The sequence below is a fragment of the Candidatus Paceibacterota bacterium genome (assembly GCA_035452965.1).
Lineage (GTDB): Bacteria > Verrucomicrobiota > Verrucomicrobiia > Limisphaerales > UBA8199 > UBA8199.
On record DAOTCE010000025.1, the window covers coordinates 41,554 to 63,815 of the forward strand.

23 protein-coding genes are annotated in these 22,262 nt (G+C 57.4%); 19 read left to right on the plus strand and 4 right to left on the minus strand.

The genetic code is table 11. From position 1 onward, the window contains the following. Positions 1-12 precede the first annotated feature (12 nt). The 16 genes from rplE to rplQ all read left to right on the plus strand — a co-directional run bounded on the left by rplE (position 13) and on the right by rplQ (position 9,506). Positions 13-621, plus strand: coding sequence for a 50S ribosomal protein L5 (gene rplE / locus P5205_16435; protein HSA11950.1), 609 nt, complete (start codon positions 13-15; stop codon positions 619-621). Between the two features lie 6 nt (positions 622-627). Further along, on the plus strand, positions 628-897 hold the full coding sequence (rpsN, locus tag P5205_16440; GenBank protein HSA11951.1) for a 30S ribosomal protein S14: 270 nt from the start codon (positions 628-630) through the stop codon (positions 895-897). A gap of 5 nt (positions 898-902) precedes the next feature. After that, a complete protein-coding gene (rpsH, locus tag P5205_16445) occupies positions 903-1,289 on the plus strand; it encodes a 30S ribosomal protein S8 (GenBank protein ID HSA11952.1) in 387 nt (128 codons plus the stop codon). A gap of 62 nt (positions 1,290-1,351) precedes the next feature. Beyond that, the gene (rplF, locus tag P5205_16450) at positions 1,352-1,888 is read left to right on the plus strand and encodes a 50S ribosomal protein L6 (GenBank protein ID HSA11953.1); all 537 of its coding nucleotides are present in this window, start codon (positions 1,352-1,354) and stop codon (positions 1,886-1,888) included. A gap of 46 nt (positions 1,889-1,934) precedes the next feature. Then, positions 1,935-2,300 (plus strand): 50S ribosomal protein L18, encoded by a 366-nt coding sequence (rplR, locus tag P5205_16455; protein ID HSA11954.1) that lies wholly within the window; start codon positions 1,935-1,937, stop codon positions 2,298-2,300. 21 nt (positions 2,301-2,321) lie between these two features. Then, positions 2,322-2,972 carry a 30S ribosomal protein S5 gene (gene rpsE, locus P5205_16460; protein HSA11955.1) on the plus strand — a complete coding sequence of 217 codons (651 nt, stop codon included), beginning with the start codon at positions 2,322-2,324 and terminating at the stop codon, positions 2,970-2,972. Between the two features lie 6 nt (positions 2,973-2,978). Continuing rightward, positions 2,979-3,467, plus strand: coding sequence for a 50S ribosomal protein L15 (gene rplO / locus P5205_16465; GenBank protein HSA11956.1), 489 nt, complete (start codon positions 2,979-2,981; stop codon positions 3,465-3,467). Positions 3,468-3,539: 72 nt separating this feature from the next. Then, complete coding sequence (gene secY, locus P5205_16470) at positions 3,540-4,931, plus strand: preprotein translocase subunit SecY (protein HSA11957.1); 1,392 nt, start codon at positions 3,540-3,542, stop codon at positions 4,929-4,931. Next, entirely contained in the window at positions 4,931-5,707 is a 777-nt protein-coding gene (gene map, locus P5205_16475; GenBank protein ID HSA11958.1) for a type I methionyl aminopeptidase, read from the plus strand. The genes secY and map overlap by 1 nt, the downstream gene beginning before the upstream one ends. Beyond that, the gene (gene infA / locus P5205_16480) at positions 5,668-5,898 is read left to right on the plus strand and encodes a translation initiation factor IF-1 (protein ID HSA11959.1); all 231 of its coding nucleotides are present in this window, start codon (positions 5,668-5,670) and stop codon (positions 5,896-5,898) included. The genes map and infA overlap by 40 nt, the downstream gene beginning before the upstream one ends. Beyond that, positions 5,895-6,008, plus strand: a complete 114-nt coding sequence (gene rpmJ, locus P5205_16485; protein ID HSA11960.1) for a 50S ribosomal protein L36 — start codon at positions 5,895-5,897, stop codon at positions 6,006-6,008. The genes infA and rpmJ overlap by 4 nt, the downstream gene beginning before the upstream one ends. 39 nt (positions 6,009-6,047) lie before the next feature. Beyond that, positions 6,048-6,443, plus strand: coding sequence for a 30S ribosomal protein S13 (rpsM, locus tag P5205_16490; GenBank protein ID HSA11961.1), 396 nt, complete (start codon positions 6,048-6,050; stop codon positions 6,441-6,443). 47 nt (positions 6,444-6,490) lie between these two features. Further along, positions 6,491-7,153: a 30S ribosomal protein S11 gene (gene rpsK / locus P5205_16495; GenBank protein HSA11962.1), complete on the plus strand. Its 663-nt coding sequence runs from the start codon at positions 6,491-6,493 to the stop codon at positions 7,151-7,153. Positions 7,154-7,190: 37 nt separating this feature from the next. Then, entirely contained in the window at positions 7,191-7,799 is a 609-nt protein-coding gene (rpsD, locus tag P5205_16500) for a 30S ribosomal protein S4 (GenBank protein HSA11963.1), read from the plus strand. A 169-nt stretch (positions 7,800-7,968) separates the two neighbouring features. Continuing rightward, positions 7,969-8,997, plus strand: coding sequence for a DNA-directed RNA polymerase subunit alpha (locus P5205_16505; GenBank protein ID HSA11964.1), 1,029 nt, complete (start codon positions 7,969-7,971; stop codon positions 8,995-8,997). Positions 8,998-9,056: 59 nt separating this feature from the next. After that, positions 9,057-9,506, plus strand: coding sequence for a 50S ribosomal protein L17 (gene rplQ / locus P5205_16510; GenBank protein ID HSA11965.1), 450 nt, complete (start codon positions 9,057-9,059; stop codon positions 9,504-9,506). A 428-nt stretch (positions 9,507-9,934) separates the two neighbouring features. On the opposite strand, the gene P5205_16515 is transcribed toward rplQ, so the two are convergent. Then, positions 9,935-11,266 (minus strand): hypothetical protein, encoded by a 1,332-nt coding sequence (locus tag P5205_16515; GenBank protein HSA11966.1) that lies wholly within the window; start codon positions 11,264-11,266, stop codon positions 9,935-9,937. A 1,328-nt stretch (positions 11,267-12,594) separates the two neighbouring features. Further along, positions 12,595-13,959, minus strand: coding sequence for an IS1380 family transposase (locus P5205_16520; GenBank protein HSA11967.1), 1,365 nt, complete (start codon positions 13,957-13,959; stop codon positions 12,595-12,597). A gap of 223 nt (positions 13,960-14,182) precedes the next feature. Between P5205_16520 and P5205_16525 the strand changes: the two genes are divergently transcribed. After that, positions 14,183-14,923, plus strand: a complete 741-nt coding sequence (locus tag P5205_16525) for a hypothetical protein (protein ID HSA11968.1) — start codon at positions 14,183-14,185, stop codon at positions 14,921-14,923. A 72-nt stretch (positions 14,924-14,995) separates the two neighbouring features. Here P5205_16525 and P5205_16530 read toward each other — a convergent pair whose 3' ends face one another. Both P5205_16530 and P5205_16535 read right to left on the minus strand, forming a co-directional pair. Next, on the minus strand, positions 14,996-16,459 hold the full coding sequence (locus tag P5205_16530; GenBank protein ID HSA11969.1) for a M64 family metallopeptidase: 1,464 nt from the start codon (positions 16,457-16,459) through the stop codon (positions 14,996-14,998). A 4-nt stretch (positions 16,460-16,463) separates the two neighbouring features. Next, positions 16,464-19,223 (minus strand): right-handed parallel beta-helix repeat-containing protein, encoded by a 2,760-nt coding sequence (locus P5205_16535; GenBank protein ID HSA11970.1) that lies wholly within the window; start codon positions 19,221-19,223, stop codon positions 16,464-16,466. Positions 19,224-20,155: 932 nt separating this feature from the next. Here P5205_16535 and P5205_16540 point away from each other — a divergent pair. Both P5205_16540 and P5205_16545 read left to right on the plus strand, forming a co-directional pair. Next, positions 20,156-21,412: a hypothetical protein gene (locus tag P5205_16540; GenBank protein ID HSA11971.1), complete on the plus strand. Its 1,257-nt coding sequence runs from the start codon at positions 20,156-20,158 to the stop codon at positions 21,410-21,412. 70 nt (positions 21,413-21,482) lie between these two features. Continuing rightward, the gene (locus P5205_16545; protein HSA11972.1) at positions 21,483-22,259 is read left to right on the plus strand and encodes a polysaccharide biosynthesis/export family protein; all 777 of its coding nucleotides are present in this window, start codon (positions 21,483-21,485) and stop codon (positions 22,257-22,259) included. Positions 22,260-22,262: the final 3 nt, after the last annotated feature.

The window sequence follows — 22,262 nt, forward strand, 5'->3', positions numbered from 1 at the left end:
ACCTGAAACGAAATGAAAGCCAGACTTTACGACAGATACGTTAAAGAAGTGGTGCCGGTGCTCAAGGAGAAGCACAAGTACACCAATGTGCATCAGGTGCCCCGGATGGAGAAGATTGTGGTCAACATGGGGGTGAGCGCATCGTTGGAGAAGAGCGCTGTGGATGACGCGGCCAAAGATCTGGCGCTGATCACTGGCCGGAAGGCGGCCATTAGCAAGTCGCGACACAACATCGCCAATTTTAAACTTCGCCGCGGGCTGCCAATTGGCTGCCGGGTCACCCTGCGCCGCGACGCGATGTATGAGTTCTTTGATCGGTTGATTGCGACCGCTCTTCCGCGAATCCGCGATTTCCGCGGTCTGTCGCCACGTTCCTTCGATGGCCGGGGCAATTATTCGCTGGGAGTGGGCGACCAGACAATTTTCCCGGAGATTGAATTGGACAAGATCAAGCGGCAGCAAGGCATGGATATTACAATTGTGACCAGCGCGCGCACCGATGATGAAGCGCTGGATCTGTTGAAATTGATGGGCATGCCGTTTGCCGAAGTCCGGCAGGTCGAGACCAAACAAGCCAAGGCCGCTGAGAGCGGACTCGATCAGCAGAGCAAAGGAGGATAGTTTCTTATGGCAAAGATAGCATGGGTCCAACGTAACAAGAAGAAAGCTGAGACCGTCAAGAAGTACGCGGCGATAAGGGCCGAGTTAAAGGCCAAGCGCGACTATGCCGGGCTGGCCAAGCTCCCGCGTAATGCCAGCCCCTCGCGGGTGGTCAACCGGTGTTCCATGAGCGGCCGTCGGCACGGATACCTCCGTAAGTTTGGCTGTTCGCGCTTAACCTTTCGGGAAGGGGCTCTCGGCGGGCTAATTCCGGGCGTGACCAAGGCCAGTTGGTAAAGTTTATGAACGATCCGATTTCTGACATGCTGGCGAGGATACGCAACGCCAACCGGGCACTCTTGCCGGCAGTCGAAGTGCCGCACTCGAAAATAAAGGAAGGCATCGCAGCGATCCTGAAACAGGAGGGCTACGTTGTTGATTTTGCTGTGGAAGGCAAGCTGCCGCGGACAATCAAGTTGAAGTTGAAGTATCAAGGTCGAAAGAGCGTCATCGAAGGGCTGCGCCGAGTGAGCACCCCGGGATTGCGCCGTTATGTCGGCGCTGCCAAGATACCGCGTGTGCGCGGCGGTCTGGGGGTTGCTGTCGTTTCCACCTCAGATGGGCTGTTGACCGACACACAGGCGCGCCGAAAGAACATCGGTGGTGAGTTGATTTGTTATATCTGGTGAGACGATGAAGCGGACCTTCAGAGGCAGACAATCATGCCGGTGCCGCAAGGTATTTTGAGTTTATGTCGCGAATTGGAAAGCAACCGATAGCCATTCCCACCAAAGTAAAGGTGGAGGTCAAAGGCCAGCAGATTTTCATTGAGGGGCCGAAGGGCAAACTCAACTGGGAGTTGCCGCGCCGCACCAGCCTGAAAGTGGAGGACGGCAAGATCGTTGTCAACCGGGAGGGCGATGACTCGCGAGCTAAAGCCCTGCATGGTCTCAGCCGCGCTTTGGTGAACAACATGGTGCGAGGCGTTAGTGAGGGCTTCGTCAAGAGGCTTGAAATTCAAGGGGTTGGATTCAAGGCTGCCGTCGCGGACAACAGCGTCAATCTGAGTTTGGGATACTCACACCCTATCGTATATAAAATCCCGTCTCAGGTCAAAGTGACGGTTGAGGAAAACACAAAGCTGGTTGTCGAAGGTCCCGACCGGCAAGTGGTGGGTCAGGTCGCAGCGGAACTGCGCAGCTTCTACCCGCCCGAACCTTACAAAGGCAAGGGGGTACGATACGCGAACGAGCGGGTGATTCGCAAGGAAGGCAAGACGGTACAGTAATGGGTTACGGAACAATGAGTAAAGTAGTGACTGCTGACGAATTGAGATGAGAACTGAGAAAAAGCACAAACTGGCGCTGCACCGGCGCTGGCGCGTTCGCCGGAAAATCAGTGGTACAAAAGACAGCCCGCGGATGAGCGTTTGTTTTACGAACAAGAATATTCATGTCCAGTTTGTTGATGACACCGCGGGGGTGACCCTCGCGGCAGTTTCTACCACGAGCAAGGGGACGCCGGATCGAAAGAAGTCCGCGGCTAATCTGGCGAGCGCCAAAGTGATCGGCGCACTGGCCGCGCAAAAGGCCCTTGAGAAAGGTATCAAGAGAGTAGTTTTCGACCGCGGTTCCGCGGCGTTTCATGGCAAGGTTAAGGTCTTGGCGGACGCAGCGCGTGAGGGCGGTTTGCACTTTTAACGCATGATGGAAACAAACATTGTGGCTGAACCAACCAAAGTAGAGAGCGGCGAGCCCAGGCCGCAGCGCGGTCCGGGGCGGGGGCGGCGGAGCCGGCCGGAGCCGGAACCCATCATTGACGCCCAGTCCGGGCAGGAGTTGACCGAGAAGGTCGTGTTCATTAATCGCTCCGCGAAAGTCGTCAAGGGCGGACGTCGGTTCAACTTCAGCGCGTTAGTTGTCGTCGGCGACAAGAGTGGCCGCGTCGGGGTGGGGCTGGGCAAGGCGGGCGAGGTGGCGGATGCAATTCGCAAGGGTGGCGAGATGGCCCGTTCGCAGATGGTCAGCGTCTCATTAAGGGAGGGGACCTTGCCGCATGAGGTGTATTCTCAATATTGCGGAGCTAAGGTTCTGCTGCGCCCCGCGTCTCCAGGCACGGGCATCATTGCAGGCAAGTCCGTACGGGCTGTGCTCGAGTTGGCCGGCGTTAAGGACGTCTTGACTAAATCGCTCGGGTCAAAGAATGCCGCTAACGTGGTCAAGGCTTCACTCGACGCGCTGCTGAGCCTTAGGTTGCGCGAGGATATTTACCTCGGACGCGGTTTGGAAATCAAGAAGGCGGCAGCGCCCAAGGCTGCCGAGACAGCATCATCGCCAACTACCGTTTCACCGGATGCTGCACCAACCGCCTAGCTTTTTATGCGATTACATGATCTAAAGCCTCGTCCTGGAGCCCGCCACCGTCGCAAGCGGTTGGGTCAGGGAGAAGCCAGTGGGCGCGGCAAAACCAGTGGCCGGGGCGGCAAGGGCCAGACGGCGCGGTCAGGCAGTTCTATTCGTATCGGTTTCGAAGGTGGCCAAATGCCATTGATTCGGCGAATTCCCAAACGGGGATTCAACAACGCGCGCCATACAACTCGGTACCTGCCGGTGAACGTAGAGGCCCTCAACCATTTCGATGACGGTACGCGGGTGGATGAAGCAATTTTGAAAAAAGCGGGCCTGGCGAATGGCTGCGGGGCTGGCATCAAGATTCTTGGTGCTGGGGAACTGACCCGCAAGCTTGTGGTGAGCGCGCATGCTTTCAGTGCGTCAGCGAAAGCCAAGATCGAGGCTAAAGGGGGAACGTGTGAGCCAACCAAGCCCAAGAATGTCGAGAAAGCAGCGCCTGCACCTGAAAAGAAATGATCCCTTTGATACTCTCGGAAGCAACTCATAACTCGACGGGTGGAGTCTCGGACTTCTGAGGCTAATGGTAACATGCTATCTGCCATTTACAATACTTTCTGCAATTGCTTTAAGATTCCGGAGCTAAAGTCTCGGATTCTGTTCACTTTGATGGTGCTGGCTATTTGTCGCCTGGAGGCAGTCGTGCGGATCCCCGGGCTGAATGGCACGATCCTGCAGAATTATTTTGCCAGTCAGGCTGGTTCGGCGGGCGGAGGACTCTTAGGCATGTACAGCCTCTTCACCGGAGGCGCCTTGGAACACTGCGCGGTGGGCGCTTTGGGTATCATGCCTTACATCAGCGCTACGATCATCATCCAGCTGTTGACGGCGGTCATTCCGACTTTAAGTAAACTTGCCCGAGAAGAAGGCGGTCGCACCAAGATCATTCAATATGGTCGGTATCTCACTGTTCTTCTTTGCCTGGGGCAGGGGATGGTAATGGCTATAGGTTGGGAGAATCCGGAAAAGCTCTTTCCACAATGGAACACGGCAGACCGGTTGGTGCTCTACTCTGACGCGCACATTTGGTTCTATCGTTTACAGACGCTGCTGATGTTGACAACGGGAACTATGCTGCTCATGTGGCTCGGCGAACAGATCACCGAACGTGGGATTGGCAACGGTGTTTCGCTTGTCATCACCATTGGAATTCTAGCTCGCCTGCCGCAAGCGGCTGTCGCCCTTAAAGACATGTTTTTCCCCGGCGCTGGGGTCGAAGCCAAGTTCAATTTTGGACACGCCATCGCTCTGGTGCTCTTGCTGGCCGGTGTCATCGCTGGCGTCATCGCGATCACCCAGGCGCAGCGGAAAGTGCCCGTGCAGTACGCCCAGCGGGCAGTCGGCCGCAAAGTCTATTCGGGGGGCACTTCGTTCATGCCGCTCCGGGTGAATTACTCGGGTGTCATGCCGATTATTTTTGCTCAGGCGATTCTGATGTTTCCCCAGAAGATATTTCTATTTCTCGGGCAGAGCCTCAACATCAAGTTCTTCGGCGAGATTGCTCGTGCGCTGGCTGAAGGGGCGTTTCTCTATATGGTGGTATACGGTCTGATGATTCTCTTCTTCTCCTATTTCTGGGTGGCGACGCAGTTTAACGAATTGCAAATCGCCGATGATTTGAAGAAGAACGGAGGCTACATTCCTGGCGTGCGTCCGGGACAGGCGACGAGCGATTACCTCCACAATGCCATGAGCCGCATTACACTGGCGGGCGCGATCTTCCTGACGATTATCGCTTTGATTCCGATCTGGTTGTACAGTGAACTTCAGATCCCTTACCCAGTGGCCACCTTCTTCGGTGGCACGAGCATGCTAATTCTTGTTGGCGTGCTGCTGGACACTATGCGCCAGATGGAAACGCACCTGCTAATGCGCCATTACGACGGCTTCCTGAAGAAGGGGCGGCTCCGGGGCCGGTTCTGATGATCATTCTGAAGAGTGAGAGGGATTTAGAGGCGATGCGGCCGGCGTGTGCGGTGGCCGGTACCGTTCTGAATGAGGTGGCGGCGTTTGTTCAGCCTGGCGTGACGACGAAAGAGGTGAATGATTTTGCCGCGTCTCGGATCAAGCATTTTGGCGCCAAGAGCGCTTTCTTGGGCTATCGAAAATATCCGTGCCACATATGCATTTCGGTTAATGATCAAGTCGTGCACGGCCTGGCAGGTTCTCGGGCACTGCAGTTTGGCGACATCGTGAGCCTGGATGTTGGCGTGATTTACAGCGGATTCATTGGGGACACTGCGCGGACGGTGGCCGTGGGAGGGTGCGGTGTGCTGGCGCAGAGGCTAATAGATGTTGCCGAAAAGGCTCTCTACCAAGGTATCAGTCAGGCGTTGCCGGGGGGGAGGGTGGCTGATATCTCGCGGACCATACAGAATTACGTGGAAGGCAACGGTTTCAGCGTGGTCCGGGAGTTTGTGGGCCATGGCGTGGGGCGGACAATGCACGAAGAGCCCCAGATTCCGAATTTCGTAGATGGCAAGTCCTCTCCGAAATTGCGACCTGGGATGACCCTGGCGATCGAGCCTATGGTCAACGCTGGGGCGGCGGGCGTAAAAATATTGAATGATGGCTGGACAGTAGTGACGCAGGATGGTTCACTGTCCGCTCATTTTGAACATACGGTACTGATCACTGAGGCTCAACCCGAGGTTCTGACATGGCCCGAGAAAGTGCCATCGAAGTTGAAGGTGCCGTAGTTGCAGTTCTGCCGAGGAAGATGTATCGAGTGGAATTGTCTAATGGGCATCGGTTGTTGGCGTATGTCGCAGGGAAGGGACGTCTGAAGGTTACTGCCTTAGCGCCGGGGGACAACGTCCGGTTGGAAGTGTGGCCTTATGACTTGTCGGTGGGGCGTATTGTTGTGAATGCAGAAACGAATTTGATATGAAAGTCCGTGCATCGGTTAAGAAACTTTGCGAGAATTGCAAGATTATTCGCCGCAAAGGAGTCATTCGCGTGATCTGTACCAATCCTCGCCACAAACAGCGGCAGGGTTGACCTGTGGCGCAACCTAGACATTAGTACCTCAAAGAATTTATGGCTCGCATTATTGGCGTGGAAGTTCCACCAAACAAGCGCATTGATATTGCGTTGCGCTACATCTACGGCTTGGGCCCCAGCAACTCGAGAGTAATTCTGGCCAAGGCGAATATTGACCCTAGTGTGCGCGCGAAGGACCTAACTGAGCAGCAACTCTCCCAAATCGTCCACGCTATCCAGGACGGAAAATACGTCATCGAGGGCGACCTCCGACGCGAGATTGGCATGAACCTCAAGCGGTTGCAGGGCATTAAGTGCTATCGCGGCATCCGCCATCTGCGTGGCCTGCCGGTTCGCGGGCAACGCACCCAAACCAATGCGCGCACCCGTAAGGGGCCGCGGAAGACTGTCGGCGTCGTTCGCAATCCGGCCGCCAAGACGGGTATCCACTGATGGCCGCTACACTACCATCTAACATTCCATAACGATTCAACTAGCCCATGGCTGACGAAACCCAAAAGAAGCCCACTCCCAAGAAGGAGGGCAAGGCCGCGGCAAAATCTGCCACTGCCGCTGACAAAGCACCCGACAAGGCTGCAAGCAAACCTGCAACCAAGCCGGAGGCTGGCGTTGCTCCCGGCAAAGTTTCGAAGAAAGCGTCTTCTCCTGCCGGGGAGGCTGCCACTCCCGCTGCCGAACCACCCAAGCCCGCCGAAGGCGCTGTGCCGGTCGCGGCGGTAGCCGCGCCGACTGCGGCGGAGTTATTGGCGGACGATCTTGCCGGCAAGAAGATCATTAAGGCCAAAGGCGCCAAGAATATCGTCAGTGGCATTGCCAACATTCTCGCGACGTTCAACAATACGCTGGTCAGCATCACCGACATGCAAGGCCACGTTATCGGTTGGTCGAGCGCCGGTCGAGTTGGATTCAAAGGGTCGCGAAAGAGCACCGCCTATGCGGCTCAGCAGGTTGCTCAGGACGCCGCTCGTCAGGCAATGTCTCATGGCATGCGCGAAATTGAGGTGCGCGTCAAGGGCCCTGGCTCAGGTCGTGAGTCGGCGATCCGGGCGTTCCAGGCCATCGGTTTAGAGATCACTATTATAAAGGACGTTACTCCGGTGCCGCACAATGGCTGCCGTCCGCGCAAGAAGCGCCGGGTCTGACCCTCAACTGAAAACTCCTAACCCTACATCTTAGCAAATGGCTCGTTATACTGGCCCCCGTGTTCGCATAAGCCGCCGCTTTGGCATTCCCATCTTCGGCCCCTCAAAGTACCTCGAGCGTCGCAATTACGGCCCTGGTGTGCACGGCCCGAAGTCTCGCCGCAAGCACACCGATTATGGCTTGGGACTCATTGAGAAGCAGAAGCTTCGCTATTATTACGGCCTGCTTGAGCGACAATTCCGGGGGGTTTACGAGCGCGCCCTAAAGCGCCGCGGCGTCACTGGCGAGCAGATGCTGCAGATCTTGGAGACCCGCTTGGACAACGTCGCCTATCACCTCGGCTACGCCAATACGCGTGCGGCGGCTCGGCAGTTGGTGGCGCACGGCCATGTCAAGGTGAACGGCCGCAAAGTCAACATTCCGTCCTTCGGGTTGAAGGTCAACGATGTTATTGAGGTTAAGAACTCCAACGCTTCGCGCCAATTGGCGACCAAGAACCTGGAAACTGCTGGTAGCCGCGCCGTTCCGGACTGGCTCTCGCTGGACAGAGAGGCCCTTAAGGGCGTGGTCATGCGTGTTCCCACGCGTGACGAGATCCAGCCTATTGCTAACGAGCAGGCAGTTGTCGAATTTTATTCCCGCTAAGCCAATGAAACTGGATTGTTGGATGACTGGACGAGCAGCCGCGCACCGATCGCTCAGACTTTCGTGCCCTGCCTCCGTCACTCTAACGATTCTTAACAATTACACGGGCTCCTTGGGCCGGCGGGAATAGAGGCCTCAGGGGTCAGATTAAAATTGTTGAAAGGAACATATGCCAGTACGTCTAGGACGTTTCGAAATGCCCAAACGGTTGGTCAAAGAAGATGCGACCGCCACCGATACTTATGCCAAGTTCGTCGCCGAACCTTTTGAAACGGGTTACGGTTACACCATTGGCAATTCACTGCGCCGCGTGCTCCTCTCCTCCCTGGAAGGTGCTGCCATCTCCTCGATTAAGATTGACGGCGCAATGCACGAATTCACCACTGTTGAAGGCGTGGTGGAGGATGTTACGGAGATTGTCCTTAACCTGAAAAAGGCTTTGTTCAAAGCCCATACGCGTGATCCCCAGACTCTGTTGCTTTCCGTTAACAAAGAGGGCGAGGTCACCGCTGCCGACATCCAACTCAACCAAAACGTCGAGTTGGTCAACCCTGACCAGCATATTTGCACTCTGGACAAGAAGAAGAAGTTCGAGATGGAGCTGGAGGTCAGAGTTGGCCGCGGCTTCCTGCCGGGCGAGGAGAACAAGAAGCCAAATCAAGCCATCGGTGTTATTGCCATTGACTCCCTCTTTTCACCCGTGACCCGGGTCCGCTATGCCGTCGAGAGCGCCCGCGTCGGGCAACGCACCGATTATGACCGCCTCATATTGGAGATTTGGACTGACGGCCGAATCTCGCCGGACGACGCTCTTACTCAAGCCTCTGCCATTCTGCAGCGTCACCTCGATGTCTTCGTTGGTTACGACAAGAATGCCGTGGAGTTCGAGGAAGTCGTGGACAAACAGGACGAGGAAAAGACCAAGACAAAGAAGCTCCTCAACATGAGCGTTAACGAGATTGAGCTGAGCGTGAGGGCGGCCAATTGTCTTAACAATGCGAACATCACCACTGTTGGGCAGCTAGCCATGAAATCGGAGCAGGAAATGCTCAAGTACCGCAATTTTGGCAAGAAATCGCTCAACGAGATTAAGGATAAACTGGCGGCGCTTGGCTTAACTCTGGGCATGACATTCGAGGCTGACCTGCTGGAAGCCACCAAGGAACAGACTCCTGCCGGGAGTCCCGGCGCTCAATAGCACTGGCAGACTAGGCGTGTGGCCGTGCCTGCTGGACATCTGATTACCAGTCACTTTTTATGAGACATCTTAAGCGAACTGCCAAATTGGGGCGCACTGGCGAACACCGGAACGCAATGCTCGCCAACCTGGTCTGCAGCCTCATTAAACACAAGCGCGTTACCACTACCGTGGCCAAGGCCAAAGCCGCCCGTAGTGTGGCCGAAAAGCTGGTCACCTTGGGCAAACGGGGGACCCTCCACGATCGACGCCGGGCCGCCGCCCGTCTCCATCAGGAGGACGTCGTGAAGATTCTCTTCAACGAAATTGCTCCTGCGCAAAAGGACCGCCGCGGCGGTTATACCCGCATCATTCGCTTGGGACAACGTCAGGGCGACGCCGCCCAACGTGCCATCCTGGAGTGGGTGGACCTCGGCGTTGTTACTGAAGCCCCGGCTAAGGAAGCGCCGGGCAAGGAAGCCAAACCAGCCGCATCCAAGACCGAGGCCAAAGCCGAGGCGGCCAAATAGCTTTCCGCGATTTAGCCTGGTTTGATCGAAGTAGATTATTCCCTGCCTTTTGTGCGGCAACATGTTCCCGGACCGATGCCGGCACCACGCGCGAAAAGTGCAGCGGCTAGGGCGATGCGGATGCGCTGGCCTTCCAGCTCCAATCAAGAGCGGCAGGAACTTCACCAGGGCGCCTCATCTGCCAATCACTTGCGCTCATGGAGTATGGATTGTACTGCCACTATTGCAGCAGGGTCCGCCACGGGAGAGTGGAGCTTAAGTGGCCTGTTCTTTCAGTTCCATTAACTCACATGGGGCTACCTGTGGGGGCGTTGATTAACCGCTGTGAAGCGGAACGCAATACTGACAGGGCAGGCGATATCCGATCGAACACCGGTGTCTTGCGAAGCCATCCCGCCCTTCGTGGCGGGTCGTTTCTTGATTGGTGTTCAGTTCGGAGGGCCCAAAGGAGCGAGCGCTTCCGCAACCAGCACTTTTTCTTCGGGCAGGAGTTTGGACGCTTGGGCGATGCCTAAGTACTTACCAGCCTGGTTGGTTTGGCCGGTCGCGGATAACAGGAGTCCGTAGTAGAGGGCCACAGATGGTATTTCAAGTGCCTCGGGTTTGAATTTCTGGAGTACCGTCAATCCTTCCTTGGTCCGCCCTTGGAGATGAAGCGAAAAGGCATAGGTGGAGGCAATAATGGTCTCCTGCGGGTTCTGTGTGAACAGTTCCTTTGCCAGGTCATGTGCCTTGGAAAGGTTGAGTCTCAACAGCAGTGATGTTGCGGCGAGGTTGTTCTGAGCGGCGATGTTCTTTGGGGCGTAGCCCGCCATGGCGGAGTACAGCTTGTTGAGGCCGGGGGTGTTCCCGGCCGCCAAATAGAGGCGCTCCAATTCACGCAGCGCCCAGCGTTCGTTGGGAAAGCGCTGGGCAATTAGCCAAAGCATGTCTTCTCTGGCTTGCTCCCGCCCCCAGGTAGCAGCCATGTTCAGCAGCGCCGTCAAAGGTCCCAGGCGCTCGCCGGCGTTTCGGACAGCGGTTCGCCAGTGGACTTCGACAGCCCGCTTCTGATTGAGCTCGGCTGCCGCACGCGAAAGAAAAGCGAACCGCAGGAACTCGAGGTCGCCCCATTTCTGTTCCTGGAGCAATGTCTCCAACCCAAGCCAGTCTCTTGTGGCAAGATAGCAGTCCACCAGCGCCAGCGGCACCGGCTGCTCGGCCCGCAACTCGGTCGGGCAGGATGTCAGCCAATTAAGCGCGTCATTTGCATGACCATTGGCAATCATCCATGCTGAGAGAGCATAAACTTCCGCAGCATTTGTGATGGCGCTGCCCTGTAGCGTGCTGAGGTAATCTCTGAACCCGGGGTCCTGTGCGCGTTGGAGAACAGAGAGGTGCTGCAACCGGTCGTCCGCCACTGAACGTGGGTCGGCAAGCAGTTGTCGGGAGAACGTTCGTGCAGTGGCAAGATCATCTCGTCCGAGGCCGTCCGCCACCAGCCAGCGGAGGGCAATCGCGCCGACATTGGTGCTGGCACGCAGGCGATCGAGCGTTGCGCGCGCATTCGCAGGAACGCCTGAATTGGTAGACTGGAGCTGCAGGACCGCCAGATTCAACTGATGCAGTTCATTGGTCGGTTCGAGCCGGCTGGCCCGCTCAAATCCAGCGATGGCTTCAGTGGTCTTCTTGAGGCGAAGCGCCAACTCAGCCGCCACAACGTGATAGGCGGCGACATTGGCAGCCGAGCTCTTGAGTTCTTCCAGAATTTGCGTAGCCAAAGGGTAGGGGGGGCTCTGCAGCCGCAGGGCGGTCGAAGCAAGCATGAGTCTGTCTTGGACGGTTGGAGCAGCTTCAACGATGCGGCGGCGCCAGTCTAATACGTGCGGTGAGCGGGCTCTTTCGGCCAAATCGGCCATGATTCGGCAGGCATCCAGGTTGTGGGGATTCACCTGCAAAGCCCGGCGGGCACTGAGTGAAGCATTGCGAAAATCGCCTTTCGCAAGCCACTGTCTGGCTTGTTCAACCGCCCGGGTTTCTTGGTGTCGCCGGTAAGCGGGACGCCCCCAGAACCAAATAACCAGGCAACCGGCTGCCACAACGAACCCCGCAAGGATGACCTTTTTCATAAACACGCTGCCTGAGAATTAAATTCGGGTTGGTGGGTTTTCGTCAATGGCAATCAGCTTAGGGTGGCTGCCGTGGGTCGAGCCTCGCATTGTGAATCCGTGGTTGCGGAGTGAGGAGCGGAGCCGTGCGGGTCTGTTGCGAAGCAACGGGTAGGGCGACAGACCAGAAAGGTATTGGTGGAGGGGGACTGCAAAGGTCCTATCTCTCGTCAGGAGTTTCCAGCTAATAAGGTGGCAGGGTAGGAGGCAGGGCAGCCTTCTGCTCAGGCTCCTCTATACACTCTCCGTTGGCATCGGCCCGTGCCACTAGGCGACCCGCGCCCTGGCTGTTATCCTCACACCCCGTCCTGGCCCCGAAAGTTAGCCGTAGAAGGCATCTTCATACCTGCCTGCCCATCCGAAGCAGGTCGGACCGCCCGCCCTACAGCCGCAGATGGCCGGGTGCCAAATTTGGCCCCGGCCATCCAGTGGCCGTCTGGTGGCCGTCACTTGGCCGTTTCGGTGCCGCTCTCACGCCGTCCGTTAGGCCGTTAAGGCACTCAAACCGTTCCCAACCGACCTTGTCGGCGCAGTCGGCCATGTCGTTTAGCAGCGCAGCCGTCAGGGCGCCATCCAGCGTGCCCGCGTCCAGCCGCTCAATCCCGAAACCAACAACCAGATGGGCGCCCGTCAGCTCCTCGATTCTTTGGCCGCGGGTTGGCGCGGCTTCACTGATGAAAACAGGGCGCTCTCGCCGAGAGCGCCGGGAACCGGCGGTTTGGGGCGAAACCGCCCCACCTTCGCTACGCCGTAACTATTCAGTAGGACTCAAAAGTTGAGCAGACTCCACCGGTTTGCTCGCTTTCGAGAAAACCCAATCCCTCGAAAGGCACGGCGCCCCAAGCTGTTCCTAACGCAGCCGCTGCGGCAGTCTATTTTTGAATTTCAGCGCGGTTTTTTCTTGATCCGCATACGCGCAATGGCCTGTGCCACCAAGCCGATCAGGGGCATTGTGCTACTGCATTGCAGTTGGGAATCAGGCTGATGGTTTTCTCCAGCAACCGCCGCCACCACGCCCTTTCCTCTGGTTCCCGCACCGCCAAGCGAATCGTCGTCACCTCGCCGGTCTGGCTGATAATGCCCCCAGTGGCGAACAGACGAAAACGCAACGTGTTGGCCGTCACCCGATCCATCCAGCCCAGATGACGGTGGAAGAGTTGGGTCAGGTTATATCTCAGGATGGCCAAGCTCAACGCCGCCTCGGTGCCCCAGAAGTTTTTGACGCACAGCTTGGGCAGCGCAAAATCGGCGTCCAATTGCTTGATCACCTCCTCGCAGCCCGCTCGCGGGTTATATTGCCGCCAGACTTCCACCGGCGGCACGCTGGCAGGCACGTTAGTGACCAGGGCCTGGTAGAGGTAACCCGGACAATCTACCAAGGTCTTGCCGCCGGTGCGTTGCTTGGCCGTTTGTTTCTCGTCTATCCGATGCCGCAACAGAATCAGCCGGCGCGGCTGCCGCCAGCTGGCTTCCTGATGCCAGACTTCGGCCACTTCGGTGCCCGGCACCTCCGTCGGCTGCCAAATCATGTCCTTCTTGAGCAGGCGCTGCACCGGCTTCAATAGCCGCGCCACCACGATGTACGAGGGCTTTTTGAGTTCCAGTAGGTCCATCCATTCGGGCGCGCAAAAGCCCGAATCGGCCCGCACCAACCGCAGCCGGATCCAGGAGGGCAGATTGGCCAAGAGGTCCAGCGTGAAAGCCACCACGTTGTTGGCGCAACTGGCGTTGCCCGGTCGCAACCAGAACTCCACCACCAGCTCGGCCTCCTCCAACACCGCGAGGAGCGGATGCAAACACGGTTTGGTTCCCAGGCGGGTGTAGCCGGTTTTAACTCCTTCTTGATGGCCGTCCTCGTGCAATAGGCGCGTCGAATCCAAATCCAGGGCGTAGCCCCCGGCGAGGCTGGGCAGCCGTTCCAGGCACCAGCGCCACAGACAGCGGAAGGTGCCGAGATTTTTGCCCGCCGTGTTGAAGCCCTGGAAAAGGCAGGTGAACGTCGACTGGCTGCCAATCCGTTTGATGGCCAGGAGCGCTGGCAGCATGACGTCGCTGCGCAGATAGGCCACCTGTGCCAGCCTCTGCGCCCCGGCCAGGATGCCGGCCAGAAATCCCACCGCGAGATCGGCCGCCGGAATGCCGCGGGTCTTGGCGTGGGGCAGCACTTTGGCCAGAAGCTCGCTGAATCGGTGCCAGTGCAGAAAACCGGCGAAAGTCAGCAGTCCAGCCCGACCGCTGACTTTCTGGTCCGTGAAACCGATTTGGATGGTCTCCTGAGGCGTTTTGAGTTTAATGAATTCGGTCACTGTTTGGTGACCGGATGTTCCGGAATGATTGGATGTTATTACATGCATCCATACGTCATTTGCAAACGGTGGCCGCTTTGGCTAGTGAATAGTTACGGCTAAGGATTGGGGGTAATCGCAGAAAAGGTGAGAATGGTGTTGACATAGCGTCCGATGCCGATAGTATTCGGCAAAACCGGTCAATGCTCGTAGTGCCGAGTTTAAGCATACTGTAAACCAAATTATGAGAACGATTGCCAAGGCGGGAGTGCTGTCAATCAGCGGTTTGTTGTGCGTGACTCCAATCCTGCCGCTCCAGGGGCAGACAACGATCTACGACAACAGCGTTGGTGACCTGACAACCCGCTACAACCCAGGCACGGTAGAGATAGGGGACAATGTTGACTTGGACGGCGTTGAGCGGAATTTGACCTTCTTCTCTTTCGAATATTGGGGGACCAATTCTGCAGCGCCGAATAATTCCGCATTCGCCGGTAATGTGGAGGCTCGCGTGAAGCTTTACCTGATGGACGGCGACCTCGACCCAAACAATCACGTTCGCCCCGCAACCGAGTTGTTCAACAGTGGCTGGTTCGGCAGCGACGATGTGCCAAATTTTGGCCCGACTCCGCGAAGCACATTATTCTTCACGGCAGGAATAGACTGGGCTGCCGCCGGGCTCCACATCCCTGCTAACACGATAACCTGGAGCGTCCAGTTCCGCGGGATGGAGGAGACGGACTCGGTGGGCGTGGATATTTATTGCCCACCAGTGACGGGGGGTAATCCGAACTCCTATTGGGAGAATCGCGGCACCGAATCGGCTCCTGATTGGATTTTGCTCTGGAACTCTGATGCTCCAAACTATCAGATGAATTTTGGGGCTTTGATGCTGGCGGTGCCTGAACCTTCCGTCATGGCGCTCTCGCTCATTGGGGGGCTGTGTGTATTGCTCCTGAGTCGCCGGCTGCGGCACAAAGAGTAGCGGAGGGGCGGAAGACTTTAAGGGGCGCGAGCATTGGCTCGCGCCTTTTGCTTTACGAACGGATTCAGCAGGTCAGGGAGGCGTGACTGCCCGGTAGAAAGTCCGCGAATTGCTACTGGCGCCGGAATTGGTATGCCAGAACTGGCCTGCAGCCAGGGCATTTGTTGCAACCCTGAACCAGTTCAGCAAGTTGGTGGAACTCTGAATGACGACGCCCTGCGGCGCATTACCGGTGACGCGAAAGGCAATGCGGCCCCCAGCCAGGCGGGTCAGCGAATCTAGCTGCAATTGCGAGTGGTTGACATTCAGCGACCAAGTAAGGGTTTGACCCAAGAGGGCGGTGGGATCGGTGCGCACCAGGGGTGTGTTGTCCGTGACCAGGGCAGAGATCCAATTGCTGCCGAAGGGAAGCGTTTGAGGGGGCAAAGTCATGTTGGTGTTGCTGGCCCCGAGGTAAGGCGCACCATTCGTCAACCATTGGACACTCAGACTGTGCGAAACCGGTTGGAGAAGGTTTACGCTGAAGGAGAGGGGCTGGGTGTTCGTAGTCAACAAGTAAGTGCTGGCCGGTGAGAACGAGTCAATGGGCCGCACCTTCTGGTAGATGGCCAAGACCAGGGCTTCGCTGCAAACGGGGCAGAAGGGCTGGCCGAGGAAATTCATGACGCAGCTACTATAGGTGGGGCGGTACCAGCCTGTTTCGTGGTAATGGGCGCCTTCGAAGAGGCCAACGACGCCGTCCTCCCCATAGTTATTGGGGGTGGGAACAGGAGTGTTGGTGGCGATCCAAGCCTGCCACTTTATCAAAGTGCGGTTTGTTTCTCGCGTTGTGTTCGGCTCTTCGATGTCGGGAAAGCCCGGATAGGGTGTGGTGTATTCATCTCCCAAATTGGCCAGCACGTGAGCCGTTTCATGGGACAGGATCGAGGGCTGGCCCATGACCGCCTCGGTTGCGACGGCACTGGTGGACACGATCGCCGTCTTGCCGAAGGCGTCGGAGCCGCCCGGTTTGGGATCATTGACCAGGAGGATTGCAAGATAAGATTGGGGCGGGAAGGGTTGGAGAAGGGCATCTACCTTGCCTTGGCCGGTGCTGTCGGGGGGTATGGTGATGTAGTAGTCCCAATCTGGATCATAGAAGCTGTTGAAGTAGGTGCTATTGGTGATGGTGTGTCTGGGATGGTCGGAACCAGATTGGGCGGAGGCAATCTTGATGGCGAAAGCGTTCACGTAGCTGCTGTACTCCCGCCAGGGCAAGTGGGACAGGAGAGTATTGACCGCATTGGTTGCGTCCACGAGAAACTGACCAAGCTGGCTGGAGGTGTAGCCTTCGGAAAGGAAGACGAGGTTGAGGCGATTTGAGATGGGGCCATTGGTGAGAATGGTCTCCATCGAGGTTTGGGCCGAAGCAGGCGGCGGGCTGGCAGCGGCCACGATGGCCACGAAAAGGCCGACAGCAACACCGAAGGCCGATCCTGGCCAATTGAGGCGCCGATCACGGCAGGGGGGCGGCAGGAAGTGTGCCGGGCGTCTCACACTACTAGTAGCTAAGCCGGAAGAACCGGTTGCTCGTGGTGGTGGACACGGTGACAACATATTGACCGTTGATAAGGACGGGATTGTTCGTCACGATGGCCCAGGGAATGGGTGGGGAGAGGGTGTCGGTTTGCTCGAGCACAAAGCCCGGGGTGTTTGTCCAGGCCAGGGCAACCTGGCCGCTGGAGAGCAGCGAAGCGATGGACAGGATCGGCGGCTCGGGCGCCACGGAGACGCCAATACAAGCGGAGAATTCGGAGGTGTTGCCGGTGCTATCCGTCGCGGTGGCGGTGACAAAAGTATAGCCCGGGGGCATCGGCGTGGGCAGGGTGGCGACAAAACTATTGGTGCAATTGGCGTCCGTTATGACCGACTTCTCGCCCAGGTAGAACTGGCCCTCGCCGACGCCCGTTGGGTCGCAGGAGAAATTGGCGAAGAACTGGAGCAGATAAGTCTTGTTGGGCCGGCTATTGAGCGTGCCGTGAATTTCGGTGCCACTGCCGCTGAGCGCCTTGACGAGCACCGGGCAGTTATTGGACAAATTGGCGGCGCTGGTGCTGCTTCCGCCGCAGAAGTTAATGCCATTGATGCCGGCGAGGTTGCCCAAATCAATACCCAGGGCATTGTTGGAGAATATCGCATTGCCCAGAATGGCGTTGTTGGTGCTACTGTTGCGGATGCGGACACCAGTGTAAGCCTTGGCGAAAGCAATAGTGTTGCCGGCACCGCCGGTGCCGCCGATGGTGGTGTTACGGGTGCCGATTTCGCAGTCTAAAGAGTGCCAGGTGTTGCCCAAAGGGCTGAAGCCGTCCACTTTGGTGCCGATCAGGTTGCCCTGAATCACAGTGCCGGGTGCATTATACAGCAAGATGCCGGTGGTCTTGTTGCCGGAGATCAAGTTGCCTGCTCCAGCGATCACCCCGCCGATGGTGTTGGAGGGCGCGTTTTCCACGTAGATGCCCTCGTGCGTGTTGCCTAACGGCAAGGTGCCTGTGATGTCGGTGCCGATCTTATTGCCTTGAATGGCGTTGCGGGTGGCGCCGGCGCCAATCAGGTAGATGCCCGCATCCCCTCTTACAACAGCGTTGGCGGAGATCAAGTTGCCGGCACCGGGAGTGGTCCCGCCGACGAGATTGCCAGGCGCTCCCGAGATTCCCACCCCGGCCCAGACATTCATCAAACCGGCCTTGCCGTCGGCCGTCGTGCCGATCAGGTTGCCCTGAATAAGGTTGCCCACGGCATTGTTGCCGACCAGGCTGACGCCGTTGTTGGTATTACCGGAAATGACGTTGCCTGCGCCGCTCGCTGTTCCACCGATCAGATTTCCTGGCGACACAATGTAGATTCCGCAAGAGTTCGACCATACTGATGGCCCCCAGGACAAGGCTGATAGTCCTCGAACATCCGGGCCGATATAATTGCCTTGAATGGTGTTAGTTGCGGCGGTGGCGGGGTAGATCTCGATGCCATGTCCCGTGTTGCCCGAGATGACATTCCGCGCGCCGGCGTTGATCCCGCCAACCGTGTTGGAGTTGGCGCTTTCAATCGAAATGCCGTTAGCCCCATTTCCGAGGGCGTTGGTGCCGGTTGCGTCCACGCCAACGTAGTTGCCTTGAACCAGATTGGCGTTGGCGCTGGTGGTGATGTAAACACCGGATAAGCGATTGGCTGAAACAACGTTCCGCGCCCCGGCCGTTAAGCCGCCAATGAGATTGCTGGTGCAACCGAGAATGGTAATGCCAGAAAAGCCATTGCCTAGGGGCAGCCTGCCGGAGGTGTCCGTGCCGACGTAGTTGCCCTGGACGAGGTTGTAGTAAGCCCCCGTGCCTCGCAGGAACAGGCCTACTTGGCCGTTCCCCGAAATTAGGTTGCCGGCACCAAGGTTCGTCCCGCCAATGGTGTTGGCTCGCGTGCCGTTTAGGGTGATGCCGTCGGCCGCATTAGACAAGGCCAAGCCCCCGTTAACCTGTGTACCGATGTAGTTGCCCTGAACCGTGTTGTTCATCGCACTTGGGCCGTAGATAGAAACGCCACTGGCGCCGTTTCCGGAAATGATGTTGCGGGTGGCGGCTGAGGTGCCGCCGATTTGGTTGCCGCTTGCATTGTAAATACTGATTCCGTTGGTGCTATTGCCCAGTGCGGACGTGCCGGCTACGGTCGTGCCAATGAGGTTTCCCTGGACAACATTGCTGCTGCAGTTGTAGAGATAGATGCCGGAACCGGTATTGGCCGAAATGAGATTGCGGTTGGTGGCAACGGAGCCGCCGATCCAGTTTCCCGATGACCCGAAGACAAATACCCCGCCGAAGGTGGGAGGAGATGCGCCATTGCCTTGGCCGAGGTTGCCGGTGGGATCAGTGCCGATGAAGTTGCCTTGAATCAAGTTCGTGCCGCCTGGCCCCTCGATGAAGATACCGGCTCCACTGAAGCGGTTGATGGCAAGGCCGCGGATGGTGCTGTTGCCGCTGAGCAAATGAAGCCCGTGGCTGCCAGTGCCAGCAGTGGTGCCGGTAATCTGAATGAGCGGGGTGCCGGCGAAACCAGGCTGGCTGGCGCCGTCAATCACCACGGGGTCGATGATCGAAGGCAGTGCACTGGTTGGGGCAATGGTGCGGACCCCAGTGCCGGGGATATGGAATATGATCGTGTCAAGGCCGTTCGCGGCATTGGCATCTAGAATAGCCTGCTGCAGAGAACCCGGGCCGCTGACGCTGCTGTTCGTGACAAGCAGAGTTGCGGCACTACCCTGCAACGCTGCAAACATAGCCAGTGCGGCTGTCGCAACTAGAGCACAGCGTGGGGCAGCCGCAGCCGAAATGGAGAACAACCAAAGGCTAATGGCAGATAAGGAATCCGTGCTGTGCGCAGTAGTAAACGATTCCCGCAGGCTTTGAGGAATTTCGCGGATAGTGCTACGAAGAGAAGTTGTCGTTCGCAGAACTGAAGCCCAGTTTTCGTCCATCATAAACACTGTGCTGACTGAGCGCATAGTATCATGCTGAGCGGTCCAGGCAAGAATATTAGGGGAGAATATTAGGTTATTCGCGGGTTCTTACCTCCAGCACCCCCGCCAAACGGGCTCGACGCCATTGCAGTGGTCGCACGCCGGCGTTGGCTTGCGGCTGGCTGGTGGATAGCTTGTTAGTGCGATCAGGCTACGGTGTGGTTCCCATGGGGCCCGACCCCCATGGGAACCACACCGTAACACCACCGTGTCGTCACCAGATCACCATGCCAGGGGTGCCGGGGTCAGCGGGGACTGGAGAAGGCAAGTACGCAACAGCACTGTCCAATTTGTGGACGGTGTGCGGGTTGTGTAAAGACCGGGTTCATGGTGGAGGTTGGGAGGGACCATCCGGTTGTATCCGGTTGTATCCGGGGACCAATGATGACTTCGTGTTCTCTGTGCAAACGGGGAGCACGCTACACCCGCGCAAGCAGCCAGGCTAGCCAGCAACGAACAAGCTTATGATCAGTTGATTCTGCTTCACAGAGCGAATTGCTTGTGCCAGTGTCCACCTTTGCTCTGGGAACGGATTGGCGGGCACGGTCGCTGCTGCCGGTTCGGCACGGAGCCGGATTCAAATGCGAGTGTCACGGATGGCAAATGCCAGACACATCCAATCGCTAAAGCGAACGTGAACATTGATAAGTTGTGGATTAGTGGCTGAACACCAACATCTCAACTCCCGAATCTTGAAGCGCCAGCAAGGCCAGGCTCCCTCGATCGCCAGCGCTGCGTTGCTGGCGGTTGGCCTCGTCACGGTTGCGTCAGGGCAGGAAGCCGTTCGCATGTCTATGGCCAGTGCGGAGGCGGCGGAAGCGCGGCGAAGGGCGGCTACGACCACCGATTATTACAATCTCAAGTTGGGGCCGACTGCCTGGCGGTTTAGAACAGCACTGGGTTTGGAATACAATGACAATGCCGGCAACGCCCAAGACAATCCTGAGGCCGACTTCATCTTTCGCCCACAGGTCAACACTCAGTTACTGTGGCCTGTCTCTGAGAAGAACAGCATCAACTTGAATTTGGGCGCTGGTTACTCGGCCTACGTCCAGCATCCCGAGTTGAGCCGATACTTCATCACGCCGAATTCCGAGTTGTCGTTTGACATCTATGCGGGCGATTTCTGGATCAACCTCCACGACCGGGTCTCCGTAACAGAGGACAGTTACCTGGATCCGACCGTTGCCGGAACGGGGAACTACTCGCTGTTCGAGAACACGTTGGGTGTGAGCACACTCTGGGATCTGAACAAGGTTGTGTTGCGCTCCGGCTACGACCACGCGAATAGCAGTGTTCTGAGTGGGAATCAAGGTCGGCCGGATGGGCAATCCGAATTATTCTCCTTTTCCGCGGGCTATGCCCCGAAGCCACGAGTGCTGCTGGGTGTCGAATTGGGCGGGGCTCTGCTTCAATACTCGGGTGCCAATACCCTGTACAGCGACGCCCGGCAATGGAACGTCGGGGGCTTTTACGAAACACAAATTAGCGAGTATGTTGACTTCACAGGGCATGCCGGATACACCGTATATTCGCCTCAGTCGAGCGGGGGCACTGTCCCCGGCGATGATTTCGGCGGAATGTATGCGCAGCTCGCCCTCACCCACAGGATCAGTCGGTATGTGGATCAATCTCTGGCAGGCTCGCGGACCATTCAGACTGCGCTTCTCGGTGGCACGGTTGATATGTATTCATTCAGTTGGCGGGCCAACTGGCGGGTCATTCGCAAGACCAGTCTCTCCACGTCATTCGTTTACAATCACGGCTCGCAAGTGAGTCCGGGCTCCGAGACGTTCGATCAGTACGGCCCGCAGATAGGACTCGGGTGGCGCCTCGGTGAGAAACTCTCCACCAGCCTGGGCTACCAGTTCTACTGGCGCAGTTCCAATGAATCGGGGAGGGAGTATTCTGTTAACATCGTGAGTCTGGGTTTCAGCTATACGTTCTAGCTCGAGGAGCCTTTGCGAAAGTTACTGACATTTCCTCTGCGGGTTGCTATAAGACATGCATACTGAGTAATTGAACAAATACGTCGCAAACGTCTTTATCGTAATGCTGGTGCTGAGTGGATCGGCCGCTTGGGCCCAGACGTCCGATGCCATCAGGTCGCTCAAAGCCACAGGTCCTGTGTTCATGGACTTTGAAACGCTGGCGCAACCGTTTCCACAGTCCGCACCTGTCCCCGCGACCACTGTCAACACCAGCGGGGTGCCTGCCGTTAGCACCACGGCTCCGGCGACTGTGGCTACCGTGACGGGTTACGTGCCGGACGACAAGTATCGTCTCCGGGTGGGGGACAAGATCAGTCTCCAGATAATCGAAGACCGAGATGCGCCGAGAAGCCTGGTGGTGGCGGATTCCGGTGAGTTGGACGCGCCCTACATCGGCCGGATCGCGGCAGCAGACAAGACGTGCAAACAACTGGCGGATGAACTCAAGGCGCAGTTGGAGAAGGAATACTACTATCGAGCCACTGTGGTGATTGCACTGGACCTGGCCAACAAGCTGCTGGGGCGGATTTATGTTTGGGGCCAGGTGCGCAACCAGGGCCCGATTGAACTGGTTGTCAATGAGAACCTGACCGCGGGCAAGGCTATTCTGCGCGCCGGCGGCTTTGCCGACTTCGCGAACAAGAAGAAAGTGAAAGTAATCCGCAACGCGGAGGTGGACGGCCAGGCCAAACAGACATTTGAACTGAACATGGCGGATATCCTTGAAAAGGGGGCGACCGAAAAGGACGTGGTCCTCGAACCGGACGATTTGATCATTGTTCCGTCCCGGCTGATTAGTTTGTGAGCT